At 55.3% G+C, this 18,586-nt stretch carries 17 protein-coding genes, 1 tRNA gene and 1 pseudogene; 7 read left to right on the top strand and 12 right to left on the bottom strand.

Going from position 1 to position 18,586, the window contains the following annotated elements; all coding sequences use genetic code 11:
* Nucleotides 1-8 precede the first annotated feature (8 nt).
* Complete coding sequence (locus Q7T06_RS01935; RefSeq protein WP_304779225.1) at nucleotides 9-293, top strand: hypothetical protein; 285 nt, start codon at nucleotides 9-11, stop codon at nucleotides 291-293.
* A 9-nt stretch (nucleotides 294-302) separates the two neighbouring features.
* Here the strand turns inward: Q7T06_RS01935 and Q7T06_RS01930 are convergent, their stop codons facing one another.
* From Q7T06_RS01930 to Q7T06_RS01895, 8 genes and pseudogenes are all read right to left on the bottom strand, one after another.
* On the bottom strand, nucleotides 303-521 hold the full coding sequence (locus tag Q7T06_RS01930) for a DUF6566 family protein (RefSeq protein ID WP_304779222.1): 219 nt from the start codon (nucleotides 519-521) through the stop codon (nucleotides 303-305).
* 181 nt (nucleotides 522-702) lie between these two features.
* Nucleotides 703-1,596, bottom strand: coding sequence for a BRCT domain-containing protein (locus Q7T06_RS01925; RefSeq protein ID WP_304779219.1), 894 nt, complete (start codon nucleotides 1,594-1,596; stop codon nucleotides 703-705).
* A 268-nt stretch (nucleotides 1,597-1,864) separates the two neighbouring features.
* Nucleotides 1,865-1,954: transfer RNA gene (locus Q7T06_RS01920), tRNA-Ser, on the bottom strand.
* 153 nt (nucleotides 1,955-2,107) lie between these two features.
* Nucleotides 2,108-3,352 (bottom strand): annotated as a pseudogene (gene hemW, locus Q7T06_RS01915) (radical SAM family heme chaperone HemW).
* A complete protein-coding gene (gene rdgB / locus Q7T06_RS01910; protein WP_304779216.1) occupies nucleotides 3,349-3,933 on the bottom strand; it encodes an RdgB/HAM1 family non-canonical purine NTP pyrophosphatase in 585 nt (194 codons plus the stop codon). Before rdgB ends, hemW begins: the two are co-directional and overlap by 4 nt.
* A 195-nt stretch (nucleotides 3,934-4,128) precedes the next feature.
* The gene (rph, locus tag Q7T06_RS01905) at nucleotides 4,129-4,863 is read right to left on the bottom strand and encodes a ribonuclease PH (RefSeq protein WP_304779212.1); all 735 of its coding nucleotides are present in this window, start codon (nucleotides 4,861-4,863) and stop codon (nucleotides 4,129-4,131) included.
* 6 nt (nucleotides 4,864-4,869) lie between these two features.
* On the bottom strand, nucleotides 4,870-5,799 hold the full coding sequence (locus Q7T06_RS01900; RefSeq protein ID WP_304779208.1) for a PP2C family serine/threonine-protein phosphatase: 930 nt from the start codon (nucleotides 5,797-5,799) through the stop codon (nucleotides 4,870-4,872).
* Between the two features lie 36 nt (nucleotides 5,800-5,835).
* A complete protein-coding gene (locus tag Q7T06_RS01895) occupies nucleotides 5,836-6,843 on the bottom strand; it encodes a serine/threonine-protein kinase (RefSeq protein ID WP_304779205.1) in 1,008 nt (335 codons plus the stop codon).
* A gap of 179 nt (nucleotides 6,844-7,022) precedes the next feature.
* Here Q7T06_RS01895 and Q7T06_RS01890 point away from each other — a divergent pair, with 179 nt between their 5' ends.
* The 4 genes from Q7T06_RS01890 (at nucleotide 7,023) to Q7T06_RS01875 (ending at nucleotide 11,235) form a co-directional block, all read left to right on the top strand.
* Nucleotides 7,023-7,925 (top strand): YicC/YloC family endoribonuclease, encoded by a 903-nt coding sequence (locus Q7T06_RS01890; protein ID WP_304779202.1) that lies wholly within the window; start codon nucleotides 7,023-7,025, stop codon nucleotides 7,923-7,925.
* Nucleotides 7,926-8,031: 106 nt separating this feature from the next.
* Nucleotides 8,032-8,676 carry a guanylate kinase gene (gene gmk / locus Q7T06_RS01885; protein WP_304779198.1) on the top strand — a complete coding sequence of 215 codons (645 nt, stop codon included), beginning with the start codon at nucleotides 8,032-8,034 and terminating at the stop codon, nucleotides 8,674-8,676.
* 22 nt (nucleotides 8,677-8,698) lie between these two features.
* A complete protein-coding gene (gene rpoZ / locus Q7T06_RS01880; RefSeq protein ID WP_304779196.1) occupies nucleotides 8,699-8,902 on the top strand; it encodes a DNA-directed RNA polymerase subunit omega in 204 nt (67 codons plus the stop codon).
* A 44-nt stretch (nucleotides 8,903-8,946) separates the two neighbouring features.
* A complete protein-coding gene (locus Q7T06_RS01875; protein WP_304779194.1) occupies nucleotides 8,947-11,235 on the top strand; it encodes a bifunctional (p)ppGpp synthetase/guanosine-3',5'-bis(diphosphate) 3'-pyrophosphohydrolase in 2,289 nt (762 codons plus the stop codon).
* Between the two features lie 32 nt (nucleotides 11,236-11,267).
* On the opposite strand, the gene greB is transcribed toward Q7T06_RS01875, so the two are convergent.
* From greB to metE, 4 genes are all read right to left on the bottom strand, one after another.
* A complete protein-coding gene (gene greB / locus Q7T06_RS01870; RefSeq protein WP_304779252.1) occupies nucleotides 11,268-11,816 on the bottom strand; it encodes a transcription elongation factor GreB in 549 nt (182 codons plus the stop codon).
* 213 nt (nucleotides 11,817-12,029) lie between these two features.
* Nucleotides 12,030-13,310 (bottom strand): EAL and HDOD domain-containing protein, encoded by a 1,281-nt coding sequence (locus Q7T06_RS01865; protein ID WP_304779191.1) that lies wholly within the window; start codon nucleotides 13,308-13,310, stop codon nucleotides 12,030-12,032.
* Between the two features lie 263 nt (nucleotides 13,311-13,573).
* Entirely contained in the window at nucleotides 13,574-14,491 is a 918-nt protein-coding gene (locus Q7T06_RS01860; RefSeq protein WP_304779248.1) for a 23S rRNA (adenine(2030)-N(6))-methyltransferase RlmJ, read from the bottom strand.
* Between the two features lie 219 nt (nucleotides 14,492-14,710).
* The gene (gene metE, locus Q7T06_RS01855) at nucleotides 14,711-16,990 is read right to left on the bottom strand and encodes a 5-methyltetrahydropteroyltriglutamate--homocysteine S-methyltransferase (RefSeq protein ID WP_304779187.1); all 2,280 of its coding nucleotides are present in this window, start codon (nucleotides 16,988-16,990) and stop codon (nucleotides 14,711-14,713) included.
* Between the two features lie 100 nt (nucleotides 16,991-17,090).
* On the opposite strand from metE, the gene Q7T06_RS01850 reads away from it, so the two are divergent.
* Entirely contained in the window at nucleotides 17,091-18,011 is a 921-nt protein-coding gene (locus Q7T06_RS01850) for a LysR substrate-binding domain-containing protein (protein ID WP_304779184.1), read from the top strand.
* An 86-nt stretch (nucleotides 18,012-18,097) separates the two neighbouring features.
* Nucleotides 18,098-18,508, top strand: a complete 411-nt coding sequence (locus Q7T06_RS01845; protein WP_304779181.1) for a hypothetical protein — start codon at nucleotides 18,098-18,100, stop codon at nucleotides 18,506-18,508.
* The last annotated feature ends 78 nt before the right edge of the window (nucleotides 18,509-18,586 follow it).

The following is an 18,586-nucleotide window of genomic DNA, read 5'->3' as shown; positions in this document are numbered from 1 at the left end:
GAAATCGAATGGCCTTCCACAAGAACCAGTTCGGCGTACCGCAATATCCGCACGACGATGCGCGCAGATTATTCGTCCTCGCATCTGCGATCGATTTGCTGGAACATCCTACCGCTACCGCCATCGACGATCTGACCGGCATAGACAAGTCGACCATAGGCGGTGAAATCGCCAAGCTGCGCGAACAGTACGGCATGGTGATCAATAAATTCGGCGAGACTTATCGGATTGAATCCTGGGGCCAGGTGCTGAACAAGGCCGGCGTCCTCAAGGCCATGAAGCCGGAAGATTAAAGCCCCCGCTCAGAGCAATTCCCTGTCGATGTACAAGCGCCCCTGGCGCAACGCGTACGATGCAGCCTCCTCGGCCGTATCGAAGCTTGCATCGATGACGCTGATGCTGATAACAGGGTCGTTATGCCGGGCGATATGGAAGCTGCCTACCCACTTGCCGGTGTCGTGCTTTTCGCCGGTGCCGTGCACGGAATAGCCGTGATGTTCTTGGATGCCGGTATGACTCATGGACGCTCTCCCCTGAAATTCTTGTGCAATTGATTGGCTAACGTAAGTGATGATATTTGAACTTGGATGGAAACTGGCTTGCAAAATCCGAGCGGAAGCGGTTACGACGGTTGCACCGTTTTTCAGCTGTGAATGACATAAAACAAACTGTAGTCGCCTAGCAACACTGACTACAGTGGCATTATCTAACGTCCGCAACTGCGTCGTGTAAATCGTTTTCATGAACGATGACAATACGTTTTCCCTGCTTGCGTAGCTCCACAGCCTTCTCGACTTTTCGTCCATAGCAGGCATATGCCCAAGCAGGATTGCCATCGGCACCAATGACCAAATAGTTAAGCTTTGCACTTACGCCACTCACTGATTCACCGCCAAGGCTGCTCACAAGACTATTGAATTCGGCTCGACTGTACTTTGACGACTCTCCCGTAAAACAGAATGTTGATTCTGCAAACGTAATTTCAGGACAAACGGCACAAAGACCAACCAAGGAAACCCCTTCAAGAATAGAGGGAGAGACAATTGTTCGGTTATCGTAAAGTGCTATGAACTCTGAAAAAAATCCATGAACAAGGCGATGCTCCCCTTCGTCGATTTTCCCATCAGACATAACCTTTGTTACTAAGCTGTCGATTTCATCATAAGGCCAACAAGTCTTTAAATGGTCATGGTCCGCTAGCCAGTCCGACAAGCCACGGAGCTCACCTTCTGTGACACAGCCATCAGCAGAAATAGCACCAACCATGGCCTGTAAGCGTTGCATGTCTGCAGTTATCTGGTCGAAGTAATCGCTATGTCGTAACCGATCACACAACCAACGAATGTCTTGTTGTTCTTCGGACGACAACACTCCATCCTCCAAAGCCCGCGATATCAGAGGCATGAACTCATTGAATGGGTGGCGATCCGCGAATTCACGATGCTCATTCATCCAGTTGTTCAGGAATTCTATTTCCGTAGCATTGATTTTCAAATCCGCGGAGATACCTTCAACAATGCCAAATAGCGAATTGATGGATTTTTCAAAACGTGCCTTGCCAGTGAATTTCAAATACGTGGATTTGCAATCATTCATATGGCCCCAGTACGATACTTTGCATAAAAATACAGTCTATTAGTACAACCACAATATGTCTATATGTCCGTCAGCGAACAATAAGGATAGATTTCTAGCAAAGCTGGAGCGCCTCAGAAACTCGGGGCGATTCACTTGATAACGTAGTTACACATAAGCTCTTTCACAAGAGTTGGTGTACCTGTCACGTGGAGTAGTTAGCTGTTCAAACCGTTACCCAATAAGGGGGTTCGAGCTGGGCGTAGGTTTGCGTCGGTTTGCGGAATTCTGGCGGAAGCGGTGAGATTCGAACTCACGAACGGGATAAACCGTCGCCAGTTTTCAAGACTGGTGCCTTCAACCACTCGGCCACACTTCCATCTGGATATAGACAGATGAACTGTATCGGTCCGATTAAAACCTTGTTGCACGGGGTGTGCAAGCTATCGGCGACCATGTTCATCAACTTCCAAGAGATCGCATTATACCCAAGTCTGTCTGGAATGCCGACTGCCGCCCGATAATTTATCGTTTAATCGACTAAAAACATTTGTTGCAGGTCATTCAGGAAGCGTTGGCCCAGTGCGGTCGGCTTGATGGTTTTATGGTCGCGATACAGCAAACCCCTGGCTTCCGCTGCATTCAGGGCGCTCTCTATCGCATTCAGCGCCATGCCGGTACGTTCGGCAAACAGGTTCACGTCGACGCCATTGCTCAGGCGCATGGCGTTGAGCATGAATTCAAATCCCATTTCCGAGCGCGTGATTTCCGCTTCTTCCTGGATCGGATTGCCGAGCCGCATGTGCTCCATGTATGCCTTGGGCTGCTTGTAGCGTGCCTGCCGGATCACGCGGTGCGGGAATGACAGCTTGGTGTGCGCACCGGCGCCTATGCCGAGATAATCGCCGAACTGCCAGTAATTCAAGTTGTGGCGCGCCTGCCGTCCCGGCTGTGCATAGGCCGAAACTTCGTAATGCTGGTAGCCTGCGGCGCCGGTTTCTTCTTCTATCATTTCCTGCATGTCGGCGCTGGCATCGTCGTCCGGGATCACCGGTGGATATTTCGCGAAAAAGGTATTCGGCTCCAGCGTCAGGTGGTACAGCGACAGGTGCGGCGGCGCATAGGCAATCGCGGTTTTCACATCCTGCTGCGCTTCTTCCAGCGTCTGCGATGGCAAGGCGTACATCAGGTCGAGATTGAAGTTGTCGAAGTTCGCCATCGCGATATCCACTGCGCGCTGCGCCTCATCACCATCATGTATGCGGCCCAGCGCCTGCAAATGCCGGGAGTTGAAACTCTGTATCCCGATCGAAAGGCGGTTGATGCCGCTGCCGCGATACGACTTGAATTTCTCAGCCTCGAAGGTACCGGGGTTGGCTTCCATCGTGATCTCTACCGCGCCATCCAGCGGCAGCAAGGTGCGGATATCCGACAGCAGTCGATCCAGCCCCTTGGCCGACAGCAGGCTGGGCGTGCCGCCACCGATGAAGATCGTGTAGATCTTGCGGCCCCAGATCAGCGGCAATGCCTGTTCCAGATCGGCGCGCAAGGCCGACAGGTATTCATCTTCCGGGAAACCGCCGGTAGATTCATGCGAATTGAAATCGCAGAACGGGCACTTCTTCACGCACCACGGAAAATGCACCTACAGCGACAGCGGCGGCAATGCAGTCAGATTGAGAGCACCTGGCTTCAGGTAGGCGGTGGCGGCGCGTGCGGGTTGTGAATTGTCGAGATTGAATCCGGCGTCCTTGCCTATCGGCTTGATCGGGATCATCGCAACTTCTCGATCAGCGCACGCAAGGCCTGGCCGCGATGCGACAGGCGATTCTTTTCTTCTGCGCTCAGTTCGGCCGCCGTCTTTTGCAGCGACGGCACCCAGAAGTAGGGATCGTAGCCGAAGCCGCCCTGCCCGCGCGGCTCTGCAATCATTTCACCATTCCAGCGGCCATCTGCAATCACCGGTTGCGGATCGTCGGCATGGCGCACGAATACCAGCACGCAATAGTAGTAAGCAGATTTGTCTGCATGCGCGACCAGGTCGGCGAGCAGTTTTTCGCTATTGCGCTGATCGGATTTCGGCTCGCCGGCATAGCGTGCGGAATGCACGCCGGGCGCGCCGCCCAGCGCGTTGACGCAGACGCCGGAATCATCGGCCAGCGCCGGCAAACCGGTCAGGCGTGATGCATGGCGCGCCTTGGCAATCGCATTTTCAACAAAGGTGGCATGCGGTTCTTCCGCTTCGGGCACATGGAATTCTGCCTGCGTATGCAAATCGAAATCGATGGGTGCGAGCAGTGCACTGAATTCTTTCAATTTGCCTGCGTTATTGGAGGCGAGGATGAGGGTACGCGACATGACTATCTGAACAATCTGAGTATAAAAAATACTAAAAGACGCTATCTAAGCCGCTTTCGCATAGGGTGACAATCATGGATTCAATTAAAAGCAACTTGTCATTCCCGCGCAGGCGGGAATCCAGTTTTGACGTGTCTCTGGATTCCCGCCTGCGCGGGAATGACAGCCTTGGTGGCATGAACGGCTAGCGCTATTTTACGCAGCAATCGCCAAGGCCTGTTTTTGCATGACGATCAAGTCGCGGATGCCGTCTTGCGCCAGATCGAGCAGGCGATCCATCGTCACGCGATCGAAGGCGGCGCCTTCCGCCGTGCCCTGCACTTCAATGAAGTGGCCGGCGTCGGTCATGACGATATTCATGTCGGTATCGCAATCGGAATCTTCGTCGTAATCCAGATCGAGTACCGGCTGGCCTTTATACACGCCGACAGAAATCGCCGCGACAAAATGCTTGAGCGGCACGGCAGGAATGACTTGCTGCGCCACCAGTTTGTTGAATGCGTCATAGGCTGCGACCATGGTGCCGGTAATGGCTGCGGTACGCGTACCGCCGTCGGCCTGGATCACGTCGCAATCGAGATGCAGCGTGCGTTCGCCGAAGGCCTGCAGATCGAAGGCGGCGCGCAGGGAGCGGCCTATCAGGCGCTGGATTTCCTGCGTGCGGCCGGATTGCTTGCCGCGTGCGGCTTCGCGGTCCATGCGCGTGTGCGTCGAGCGCGGCAGCATGCCGTATTCCGCCGTCAGCCAGCCCTGGCCTTTGCCTTTCAGGAATCCGGGTACGCGATCTTCTATGCTGGCGGTGCAAATGACCTTGGTGTCGCCGCATTCTATCAATACGGAACCTTCGGCATGTTTGGTGTAATTGCGGGTGAGTTTGATGGTGCGCAGTGCATCAGCGGCGCGGCCGCTGGGACGGTTTTGATACGACATGAGACATTAATTCCTGGACGTGATGCGGGATGATTTATCGATGGCGTTGCGGATTTCTTCTATCGCTTTTTCGATTTCCGAATCGTTGTATATGTCTGCGTTTTCCATATCCAGATGCCGCGGCGCCTGGATCGTGGTGGTCACGCTGCCGACCGGCAGTGTATGCGTAGTGATGGTGCTGTTGCCTTGCAGGTTTTCACCGCTTTCCCACATCATCGCCAGCGCGGTGACATTATCGCCGGTTTTACCTGCGATGCCGGTGGCCTTGGTCAGCAACTCCGGCACCGCGCGCACGATCGTATTGCTGTGCAGGCTTTGCGCGAGTTCATGATCCGGCAGCACCGACCATAAGCCGTCCGAGCACAACAGCATGATGTCGCCGGCCTGCAAACTGGCGCGACGCGAAATCTCGACGATAGGCATGTTGGGCGCACCGAGGCAGTTGAACAGCTTGTTACGATCCGGATGCGTCTCGCGCTCGGAGGCATCGACCTTGCCTTGGGCGATCAGGGTTTCTATGCGCGAATGGTCGCGCGTGCGCGCCAGTATCTGGCCATTGCGCATCCAGTACAGACGCGAATCGCCGCAATGCGCCCACATCGCATTATTGTGCTGAATCAGGCAGGCAACGATGGTGGTGCGCGGTGTTTCGGGCAGGTTGTTGATGGCGCGATAACGATGGATTTCGCGGTGCGCGGCGAAGAAGCTGTCTTCCAGAAAACGTTCCGGTTTTTTCACATACGGCGTGGCGTTTTCCTGGAACAGCGCCGCTATCGTCTGCATTGCGATTTGTGCCGCCATTTCACCCAGGATATGACCACCCATGCCGTCGGCTACCAGCAGCAGCAGCGCATCGCGCGTGAAGCTGTAACCCATCCGGTCCTGATTGTTCTTGCGACCGCCGATGTGGCTTTCTTGATAAACAGAGAATCGCATAAAAATCGTCGAATAAAATTACGGCAGTGAATGAAATTAACGGGTGTGTTCTTGTATCGTCGTGGCGGTGTTGCCTGTTTTACGGCCCAGATTGCTGAACAGGGTTTTCAGCTTGCGCGTGACTTGCTGCAATTTGGCATCGCCCTGCTGATCCGAGATCGGCTCGCGCAATGCCTTTTGCAGCGCAAACACGCTTTGCGGACGCTCCAGCGGATCGAGCATCAGGCTCCAGCGTATCACCTTGATCAAATCGGAAGAATAAACGCCTTCGAGCTTGTTGAAGTGGCCGTCCATCTTGTCATTAAGCTTGCGTTGATCGGCCGGCTGCGGCGGCGCGCCCACCATACAGGCGAACATCGATGCACCTATGCTGTAAATATCGGTCCATGGGCCCAGATTGCCGTTCTTGACATACAGCTCAGGTGCTGCGAAACCTGGCGTATACATCGGGTACAGTTTGGGCAAATCGGCCTTCAGCGTCTGCCTTGCTGCACCAAAGTCCAGCAGGATGGGTGTGCCATCGACGCGCAGATAAATATTGGCAGGTTTCAGATCCAGATGCAGGAGTTTATTGGTGTGGACTTCACGCAAGCCGTTCATCACCTGGCTGAACATCTTGCGGATAAAGCGTTCCGAGACCAGCGGCTTGTCGCCCTTGTCACGACGGCGCAGGATGTGGTCCTGTAGCGAGCGGCCGGATTCATAACCCATCACCATGTAAACGGTTTCGTTGGCGCGAAAAAAATTGGTGACGCTGACTACATTCGGGTGCGCAATGCGCGCCAGTGCCCGGCCTTCTTCAAAGAAGCATTTCAGGCCGATACGGAAGACCGGCAGGTTTTCCGGCGAAATCGTCGGCACCAGTTCACCCGGCTGACGCAGCGCCAGCGAACTCGGCAGGTATTCCTTGATGGCGACAGCATTGCCATCTTCGTCATAAGCCAGATAGACAATACTGAACCCGCCAGACGCAATCTTCTTTACAATGCGATATCCAGCGATTTCCAGCCCATCCGGCAACGGAGCATTGTTTTGCGCAGCCATATCGTCCTATTTAGTCTCAGTCATGCCGATTGATACAATGCGGCAAAAAGTGGGGTGGCAATATAGTCTGCCTCTTTTCCCGCTACTTGAGTAGCGGTAACGGTATTCATTGCGGATTGTGTGGATAAATTGCCGCTTTGTAAAGAGAAACCGAGGAACCGATTTTGACCATTTGCAGCATGACCGGCTATGCCGTCACCACTCACGAGACCGGCAGCGGCACCCTGACGATAGAGGTCAAGAGCGTCAATTCACGCTTCCTCGATTTGCAATTCCGCATCAACGACGACCTGCGCGCGCTGGAACCATCGTTGCGTGAAGCCATCATGGCGCGCGTCATACGCGGCAAGGTCGAATGCCGCCTGAGCTTCGGCCGCAAGGTGGCGGTCGCCGCCACTCAGGCCTTGAACGCGACCGCCCTGAATGCGCTGGCCACGCTGCAGGCTGATTTGCGCCAGAAGTTCACCGATGCCGCCCCGCTGTCGGTCGGCGAACTGTTACGCTGGCCCGGCGTCATCGAAGAAGCTGAAATGAGCCAGGAAACCCTGCAAGCCGACGTCATCGCCGCGATGCAAACCACGATGGCAGCCTTCGTCGACAGCCGTGCACGCGAAGGCCAGGCCTTGCAAACCATGTTGCTGGCACGCGTCACCGATATGGAAGCGATCGTTCAGCGCATCACGCCACTGATCCCGCAAGTCATTGCTCAGTTCCAGCAAAAAGCCACCGAACGCATGCAGGAAGCACTGGGGCTGGCGGTCAAGAATCCAGATGCCAACGCGCAACCCACCATCACGCGCGAAGAAGCGCTCGATAGAATCCGCCAGGAAGTCACGCTGTACGGCATACGCGTCGATGTAGCCGAAGAACTGACCCGCCTGTGCGCCCACCTGGCAGAAACCCGCGCCATCCTGACCAAGGGCGGCCAGGTCGGCAAACGCCTGGATTTCATGATGCAGGAACTCAATCGCGAAGCCAATACGGTAGGCTCCAAGGCCGCCGTCAAGGAACTGTCCGATGCATCGATGGCGATGAAATTGCTGATCGAACAAATGCGCGAACAGGTTCAAAATCTGGAATAGCCCGCGTTACAATCGCTGCCGGGCTCGATCCTGCAGCGCTACGCTGCAATTTCCTGCCCATACAATCACTTAATCATTTTCATCAACAGTTAGCTCAAGGACGCCGATGTCTGACCAACCCACCTCTTCCGGCAGCTTGTTTTTAGTCGTTGCACCATCCGGCGCAGGAAAATCAAGCCTGGTCAACGCATTGCTGCAGCAGGAACCGTCGATGAAGTTGTCGATTTCGTACACAACCCGGCCGCCGCGCCCTAACGATCAACATGGTCGCGAATATTTTTTCACGTCGGTGGATGACTTCATCGCGCGCCGCAATGCCGGCGAATTCCTCGAATCAGCTGAAGTATTTGGCAATTTCTATGGCACTTCGCGCATCCAGCTGACCGAGCAGATGGCAGCCGGCGTCGATGTTTTGCTGGAAATCGACTGGCAAGGCGCGCAACAAGTGAAGAAGCAATTCCCGCATGCGGTCGGCATTTTCATCCTGCCACCTTCGATAGCGGCACTCGAAGAGCGCCTGAAAAAGCGCGGCCAGGACGAGCACGAGGTGATTACGCGCCGCATTCTGGCTGCCGGCGGTGAAATCGCGCACGCTTCAGAGTTCGAATATGTTATTATCAATCAAGAGTTTACAGTCGCTTTAGCCGAGTTGAGTGCGATCGTTAAAGCCACTCGTTGTCGCTTCGCGCAACAGATCACTCGGAACGCATCCCTGTTCGCCCAATTGGGCATTCATGCCAAATCAAGCTGATATCGTATTTTTAGGAGCACGTATGGCCCGCATTACTATTGAAGATTGCATCAAACATATCCCTAACCGCTTTCAACTGACTTTGTGCGCGACTTATCGCGCCCGTCAATTGCTGCAAGGTCACACACCTAAAGTCGATGCAAAAGACAAGCCTACCGTGATCGCCCTGCGCGAAATCGCAGCCGGCCACATCGGCATTGAAATGTTGAAAAAAGTCCCAAACTAATTAACTTCTCTTGCTAACCGCGATGCGGCTGATCACTCATCAGTATGAACCTGACACCTGCAGATTCAACGCCACCCATCGCTCCAGCTAAACGAGCGGTCTCCGACCGCTCGGCCCAGAAAGTTACAACGAACAAGCAAGCACCAGTAGCCACAACGCCCGCACCGGTTCCCGGTGTGGCGTCTGTGACGCAGCTGACCAGCAAACTCACCGAATACCTGACGCCTTCAGAATTGAAGAAGGTCAAGGAAGCGTATCGCTTCTCGGATGAGGCGCATCTCGGTCAGATGCGTATGTCCGGCGAACCCTACATTTCCCATCCGATTGCCGTTGCTGAAATCTGCGCCGACTGGAAGCTCGATGCGCAAGCCATCATGGCGGCCTTGCTGCATGACGTGATGGAAGATCAGGACGTCAAGAAGGATGAACTGATAGAGCGCTTTGGCGCTCCCGTGGCCAATCTGGTCGACGGTCTTTCCAAACTTGAAAAAATAGAATTCCAGAGCCAGGTCGAGGCGCAGGCGGAAAACTTCCGCAAGATGCTGCTGGCAATGGCGCGCGATGTGCGCGTGATCCTGGTCAAGCTGGCCGATCGCCTGCACAATATGCGCACGCTGGGCTCGATGGCGCCGGCCAAGAAACGCCGCATCGCGCGCGAGACGATGGAAGTCTATGTGCCTATCGCGCATCGCCTCGGCCTGAACAATATTTACCGTGAACTGCAGGATTTGGCGTTTTCGCATCTGTATCCGATGCGCTATAAAACCCTGGGCAAGGCAGTCAAGGCCGCACGCGGCAATCGCCGCGAAGTCGTCAGCAAAATTCTTGAGTCGGTCAACAACACGCTGGATGCTACCGGCATCCCGGCGCAAGTCTATGGCCGCGAAAAAACCCTGTACGGCATCTATACGAAGATGTTGAACAAACACCTGTCGTTTTCCCAGGTGCTGGATGTGTACGGCTTCCGCGTCATCGTCGACAGTTTTGCCAATTGCTATGTCGCGCTCGGTACGCTGCACGCATTGTTCAAACCGATGCCGGGCAAGTTCAAGGATTACATCGCGATTCCAAAGCTCAACGGCTATCAATCGCTGCACACGACACTGATCGGCCCTTATGGCACGCCGGTTGAATTCCAGATCCGCACGCAAGACATGCACCGCGTGGCCGAGTCCGGCGTCGCCGCGCACTGGCTGTACAAGGATGACGAAGGCAGCCTGTCTGACCTGCAGCAACGCACGCATGCATGGCTGCAATCGCTGCTCGATATCCAGAAACAGACCGGCGATTCGGCCGAGTTCCTCGAGCATGTGAAAGTCGATCTGTTCCCCGACTCGGTCTATGTCTTCACGCCGAAATCGAAGATCATCGCCCTGCCGCGCGGCGCGACCGCACTCGATTTTGCCTATACCATCCACACTGACGTCGGCGACCAGACGATCGCCGTCAAGATCAATCTGGAACAGGTGCCGCTGCGCACCGAGTTGCGTAACGGCGATATCGTTGAAATCATCACGTCGCCGAGTTCGCGACCGAATCCGAACTGGCTCAATTTCGTCCGTACCGGCAAGGCGCGCTCGGCAATTCGACATTATCTGCGCACGATCAATCTGACCGAATCGATAGAACTCGGGCGCAAGCTGCTGGCGCAGGCATTGAGTGCGCTGAATCTGAATCCTGAATTGCCGGCGGCCGTCACGGAGCGTCTGCTCAATGAGTCCAGCGCCAAATCCATCGACGATCTGCATGCCGATATCGGCGTCGGCAAACGCATGGCAGCCCTGGTTGCGCGGCATATCCTCGGCATGCTGGAAAACGACCAGCCCTTGCCGCATCCGCTGATCGACCTCAATGGCGAAATCGTGCCAAAGAAAATCGACCCGGTCGTCATCTACGGCAGCGAAGGCATCTCCGTTCAATTGGCGCCGTGTTGCCAGCCGATTCCGGGTGATGACATCATCGGGCAGATGAAACGCGATCAGGGTTTGACGATACACACCCTTGAGTGCGATGTGGCAAGACGGCAGCGTTCCAAAGAACCTGACCGCTGGATAGACGTGATATGGGGCGCCGACATAGATCGCCGTTTCGATTGCGGCATCACGCTGCTGGCGCGCAATGAAAAAGGGATACTGGCGCGTGTCGCGGCTGAAATCAGCGAATCCGATTCCAACATCACGCACGTCGGCATGGATGAAGATAAAGAACACATGATCACGTATCTGCACTTCACCATACAAGTCGAAGACCGCGTCCACCTGGCCCGCCTGATGCGCAATCTGCGCGCAATTCCCGGCGTGACCCGCCTGCTGCGGCACAAAGGCGGATCCTAGATCCCTCTGCTGTGCTGTGCGCCGTGCTGAAATCAGGCGGCAGGCGCCGGGTACTCCACTTCCAGAACCAGCAATTCTTCCACACCACCGGGTGTTTTCAGCGTGACGGTATCGCCTGTGCGCGCCTTGGTCAGCGCACGCGCAACCGGCGATATCCAGCTGATCTTGCCGTGCAGCGGATCGAGCTCATCTATCCCCAGAATCGTGACCGTATGTTCTTCACCAGACTGCGTTTCATAACGCACGGTGGCGCCGAAAAAAATCTGTTCGCTGCCGTAGTGCACGCTGGGATCGACGATTTCGGCAAGGTCCAGGCGCTTGGTCAAAAAGCGTATGCGTCCATCAATCTGGCGCAAACGCCGCTTGCCGTAAATGTAATCGCCATTTTCCGAACGGTCGCCATTCGACGCCGCCCATGAGACGATTTGCACGACTTCCGGCCGCTCAACATCTATCAGTCTCAGCAATTCGTTTTTCATGCGCAGATGACCTTGCGGCGTCATGTAATTTTTAGCGCCCGCAGGTATCGGCGGCGCACCGCCGTCTTCATCGTCGTCTTCTGTTGTCGTTGCTTGATTCATCATGGCCTATTTTAACGTCATGTATTCACGTCATCCATTAATGTCATGTGTCCATCGGATGTGCGGCCCAGGCATTCATGCCTGGGCCGGTGCATCGAGATAGTCATTCATGGAATGGGAAATACTGGGATGCCGGTGCAGATTACACCCGCAAGGACTGTTCTAGCGCTTTTGCAGGCCGTGCCGTCCGGCGGCAGATTGTTGAATCAAATCTTACTGCAGGCTGGTCGAGATATTGTTGGTCCACTCGAATGCGGCCAACTGCAGTTCATAGAGATCTTCGATGGAGAGCTGCAACTTGTGCAAAGTCGGTATCAGCAAGGCACCGGTTATTTCTATCCGCTCTATGTATTCGGCCAGCTTGAGCAAGTCGCCGTAATACCCTCTGCGATACAGCAAGGCATTGCTGACATCCTCGACCACCGAAACCTGGCCCAGAATTTCCTGCATAGACTGGCCAAACAGCGTATCCATCAAGGACATGATGCCGACCGTGAAGGCGGTATCAGCCATCGCACGATTGCGTGGCTGCAGTTTTTCAGCCATCAGTTCAAGCAGCTTGCCGCGCGTCGTTGCCAGTTGCAGCAGCGGCGAAGTGAAATGAGTGCCTTTGTTATGCTCGGCATACAGGATGATTTGCAGCCAGCGCTGCAAATGACGGCGGCCGAGTATCATCAGCGCCTGCGCCAGCGAATCTATGCGTTGCGTCACGCCCATGCCGGGTGTATTGGCCAGGCGCAGCAGGGTCAGCACCAGCGAGGCATCTTTCTTGATGCTGGTTTCGATTGCAGCGGTGGATGCATCTGTCGCAACCAGGGTCATCAGCTGCATGATCGCCAACTGGGACGGCGCGAGTTTTTTACCTGACAGTATGACCGGCCGCGCGAAATAATAGCCCTGGAAATAATGGAAACCGAGCTCCATGCAAACCTGGAACTGCTCTATCGTTTCGACTTTTTCTGCCAGCAGTAATTTATTATCTTGCTTGAAATGACTGACCAGCCTGGTCATATCATCCTTGCTCATGCCGGTGATATCGATCTTGATGATTTTCACCAGCGGCAATAATTTTTGCAGCGCTTCCGTATGCGAGATCACATCGTCGAGCGCAAAGGTATACCCTTTTCCAGCCAGCTCGGTGACGCGCGCCACCAGTTCCGGCGTGACTTCCACGGTTTCCAGGATTTCCAGCACCACCTTGTCGGATGGCAGGAAATTAACAAAATCGCACATCAGCACCGCTGCATCGACATTGAAGAAGCCCAGAGAGCCGCCTATCACATTGACTATGCCCAGCTCGGAAGCGTGCGCGATGACCGAAGCAGTGGCAGCCAGATCATCGATCACATTGGCCGGCCCGGATGAGGCACGGCGAAACAATAGTTCGTATGCCACCAGATTCTGGCGGCTGTTCAATATGGGTTGACGCCCGAGAAAGAACTCTTTCACTCGGGGCAGGTCATCAGGCAGGTGCTGATTGAGATCAGTGATCATCAAGATGCTTGTCTCTGTATTTTTCTAATAGGCCGCGAAGATCAGCTACTTCGCGTCTTGATTTTTACTCTTGATCCATACCCTTCGTACTGAAGCAAGTGATGGCACAGGATTGCATTGTTGCAAAATGAAAAACAATTGGCCTATTATTTCCCCAATATTTCTGCGACGCAAGTGTTCTCTATAAATATCATTTTGATAGCACAAATAGTGCTACACACAGTTTTACTGCGTGTCTTGCCGGATTGCCTGCATTCATCAGCCTATACGCGGCGCGTTCCCGTATGAACTGCGAGGGTTTGCCCTGTTTCCAGGGTAAAGCCGGCACCCGCATCGCCTCCCAGCGTTTTGACCAGATATGGCATCAATTCACGCAACATAGGTTCCAGCGTCCACGGCGGGTTATGTACAAACATCCCGCTGCTGTGCAAGCCGAAACCGTCGGGCGAAGGTGTCGTCACCGACAACGTCACGTTGAGCCAGCCATTCGCCTTCAGGCGCTTCAATTTATCTGGCAGCTGACGCGATTCCAGACGATTGAGTACCGGGTACCAGACCGCATAGGTGCCGGTAGCGAAGCGGGTCAGCGCATCGGAAACCGTCTGCACCACGCTGCGATAGTCGGTTTTATCTTCATACGGCGGATCGATCAGCACCAGCGCGCGGCGTGATGGCGGCGGCAACAGGGCTTTCAAGCCGAGGAAACCGTTGGCGCGATCGATGATGATGCGTTTGCCGCGCACGGTAGGACGCTGGCCCTGCTCGGCAGCGTGCGCTTCCAGCTTGCGGAAATTGTCGGCCAGCAGCTTGCTGTCGGCTGGATGCAGCTCGAACAGGCGCAATCTATCCTGCTCGCGCATCACGCTATCGGCGCAATACGGCGAACCCGGGTAGTAGCGCATCTTGCCGCTGGGATTCAATGCCTTGACGATTTGCACATACTCCGCCAGCGGTGCAGGCAAATCCGTGCGATCCCACAGCTTGGCGATACCGGTTTCAAACTCGGCATTCTTCGCTGCATAGTTGCTGTCGAGCGCATACACGCCGGCACCGGCGTGCGTGTCGATGTACATGTAAGGCGTATCTTTTTGATTCATGTACTTCAACAGCTGTATCGTGACGAGATGCTTGAGTACATCGGCGTGATTGCCCGCGTGAAAGGCATGACGGTAACTCAACATAGGGAAGGTCCAGGCAAGTATGTAGGTAAGGAAATCGCGCAAAAGCCGCTGCGGATCTGATAATGCGCCATTCTAACAATTCCCGGCTTGAAACCATACGATTACCGCTCCACGCACCATTGCCACCCTATCGCTGACTCGCGTACGCAAAAAAAACGGGCACAGAGACGTGATCTCCATGCCCGCTGTGCTGCGCCGAACTGACGCGGCCTTCTACCCTTACTGTTGGGCGGCAACTTCCGCGCGCAAGCTGCGCGCTGCCAGCACCATGTTTTCCAGCGCTGCGGTGGTTTCCGGCCAGCCGCGGGTTTTCAAGCCGCAATCCGGATTGACCCACAACTGCGCATCGGGAATCACGCCACGCGCCTTGCGCAGCAGGCGCTGCATTTCCTCGACGCGCGGCACGCGCGGCGAATGGATATCGTAGACGCCGGGACCGATGTCGTTTGGATACGCAAACTGGCCGAAACCATCCAGCAATTCCATATCCGAGCGCGAAGTCTCTATCGTGATCACATCGGCATCCATCGCGGCGATCCACGGCAGGATGTCGTTGAACTCCGAATAACACATGTGGGTATGGATCTGCGTGTCATCCTGCACGCCGGAAGCAGTGATACGGAAAGCCTGGACCGCCCAATCCAGATAATGCGGCCAGTCGGCAGCCTTCAACGGCAAGCCTTCGCGGAATGCAGGTTCATCGATCTGTATCATGCCGATGCCGGCTTTTTCCAGATCGACGACTTCATCGCGCAAGGCCAACGCGATTTGCAGCGCAGTCGTGTCGCGCGGCTGATCGTCGCGCACGAACGACCATTGCAGCATCGTCACCGGGCCGGTCAGCATGCCTTTCATCGGCTTGCTGGTCAGGCTTTGTGCGAATTCGCTCCAGCCCACCGTCATCGCTTCCGGGCGATACACGTCGCCGTAGATGAATGGCGGCTTGACGCAACGCGAACCGTAGCTTTGCACCCAGCCGTTGGCGGTAAAGCCATAGCCCCACAATTGTTCGCCAAAGTATTCGACCATGTCATTGCGTTCCGGCTCGCCATGCACGAATACGTCAAGGCCGATTTCTTCCTGCTTTTGCACGACCAGACGCACTTCATCGCGCATCTTGTTGAGGTAATCCAGATGGCCGATTTCGCCGCGCTTGTATTGCGCACGCGCTTGACGAATGTCAGTCGTTTGCGGGAAGGAACCGATATTGGTGGTCGGGAAAGCCGGCAGCTTGAAGCGCGCCTGCTGCTTGACGATGCGCTCGGCGAACACATTGCTGCGGCTTGCGGAAATACTGTTGATCTCGCCCAGGCGCTTTTGCACCAATGGGTTGTGTATGCGTGGCGAAATCTTGCGCGCGGCGACGGCCAGTGCGGCTGCGTTGAATTGCTGCGCCACCTGTGCGGTTTCGCCATTCAATGCGCGCTTGAGCGCCGTGATTTCTGCGACTTTTTGCGTAGCGAAAGACAGCCAGGCCTTGAGTTCATCATCGAGCTTGTTTTCATGCGCCAGATCGACCGGCACGTGCAGCAACGAGCAACTCGCGCTGACCCACAGCTTGTCGCCCAATTTATCCTGCAAGGGTTGCAAGGCTGCCAGCGCCGCATCGAGGTCGGCACGCCAGATATTGCGACCATCGACGATACCGGCCGACAGCACGCGATCCTGCGGCCAGTCTTGCAGGAAGTCATCCAGCTGCCCTGCACCGCGCACCAGGTCCAGATGCACGCCGGCGACAGGCAGGCTGTGCAGCAAGGCGCTGTGTTCGCGCACCTGATCGAAGTAAGTTGCCAGCAGCAGCTTGGGTGCCGCAGCGCTCAACGCCTCGTAAGTGGGAACAAACGCATTGCGCCAGACGGCAGCCAGTTCCAGCGCCAGTATCGGCTCATCGATCTGCACCCATTCCACGCCGGCAGCCTGCAAACGCTGCAACACGTTTTGATAGCCAGCGATGACTTGCGGCAGCAGATCCAGCTTATTCACTACACCCGATTTAATCTTGCCGAGGTACAGCAAGGTTAATGGGCCCACCAGTGTGACCTTGGTTTTGTGACCCAGCGCGACGGCTTCGGCATGCTCTTCAAACAGCCAGTCGACGCCACCATCAAAGCGCACGTCTGCCGTAAATTCCGGCACCAGATAGTGATAGTTGGTATCGAACCACTTCGTCATTTCCATCGCGAAGTGTTCAGGATTGCCGCGCGCCAGCGTGAAGTAATCAGCCAGCGTCAATTTTTTTGGATCGAACTTGAAGCGCGTCGGCACCGCACCGAGCAAAGCCAGCGTATTCAGCACCTGGTCGTACCAGGCAAAATCGCCTACCGACACATAATCCAGGCCGGCATCAGCCTGGACCGACCAGTGACGCTGGCGCAGGGTTTTGCCAACTTGCTGCAATGCAGGCAGATCGGACTCGCCGCGCCAGAACGACTCGACGGCGAATTTCAACTCACGTTGCGCGCCTATGCGGGGGAAACCCAAAATATGTGCCTTTGCCATGCCCAACTCCAATAACGGTTTTTGAAGCTTGTCATGGTGCGCGCGGATAGACTATGATTCAAACGATAAATATTAAGAATCATCTTGAATTAAATTCATAATGCAATCCATCCTTGAACTGCGTCATCTGAAAACGCTGCTCGCCTTGCGCGAAGCCGGCAATCTGCTGCGCGCCGCGGCATTGCTGAATGTCACGCAATCCGCGCTATCGCACCAAATCAAGCAACTGGAAGATCACCACGGCACGCAACTGTTCGAGCGCAAGTCGGTGCCGGTGCGCTTCACGCCAGCCGGCGAACGCCTGCTGAAGCTGGCCGATAGCGTGCTGCCGCAAGTCGCGGAAACCGAGCGCGACCTGGTGCGGCTGGCGCAAGGCGCCGCCGGCCAGTTACGCATCGCGGTCGAATGCCACACCTGCTTCGACTGGCTGATGCCGGCGATGGATGTATTCCGCGGACGCTGGCCGGAAGTCGAACTCGATATCGTCTCCGGCTTCCAGGCCGATCCGGTCGGCTTGCTGTACGGCCATCGCGCCGACGTTGCCATCGTGGCCGAGATAGACCCGGATGAAGCCGTCGACTATCACGCACTGTTTCGCTTTGAAATCGTCGCACTGGTCGCGCACGATCATCCTTTGGCCGACAAGGAATTCCTGGTCGCAGAAGATTTCATAGGCGATACGCTGATTACTTACCCGGTGCCGGACGACATGCTCGACATCGTGCGCCAGGTGCTCAAACCGGCTGGCGTAAAAGTCGAACGTCGCACGACTGAACTGACAGTCGCGATGCTGCAACTGGTCGCCAGCCGACGCGGCATTGCCACGCTACCTGTGTGGGCCGCACAGAATTATTTGAACCGGGATTATGTGCGCGCCAAACGCATCACCGCTGACGGTTTGACCGGGCGCCTGTATGCAGCGTGTTTGCCGGAAGTGTCGGCAAAACCCTATCTGGCGGATTTTGTGACGACGACGCGGGAGAGTTGTTACCTGAATCTGGATAGCGTGGAATTGCTTTGATATATTGCTTTGATACTTTGCTTTGATGCGTATCTTAACCAGCATCCATAGATGAAAACAAAATTCAAGTTCAGGAAAAACATCCTATGAAAAAAATCTTGCTGCTGCTCGCACTTGCCCTGACTGCCCTCCCGGCCCTGGCAGCTGAAATGGCGGATAGCGACGCCGGCATTTACGAGACGCTTAACGGAATCCACTATCGGCTATCGCAAACAGAAGGCAAGTGGACACTGGCAGACAAGGAAGCCGGTGGCCCGCTCGCCAAGCTTGATTGTGCATCTGAATGTGACTACAGAAAAACGACCGAAGCCGAGATACAAAGCTATTTCTCGGCCACCATGCTGGAAAACCTGGATGTGGTTTGCATCCAAAACATGGTGATGGCCTTTTGCCGCTACAACCCGAAGTCGGACCCGACGAAAAAAATCACCATCCTGCTTGCGCTGTTCGATGGCAAAGCTGCCTTGATACCGATCAGGCAGGTAGAGCAGCAATAGTACGGTAGGTTGGGCTAACCAATCATTGCACCGGACCTGCTCGAAAAGCCGCGCAGGTCGGTGAATTAAAACGTTAAA

It is taken from the genome of Herminiimonas sp., from assembly GCF_030645555.1.
GTDB lineage: Bacteria > Pseudomonadota > Gammaproteobacteria > Burkholderiales > Burkholderiaceae_D > Oxalicibacterium.
This window is presented reverse-complemented; position numbering and strand designations above follow the sequence as displayed.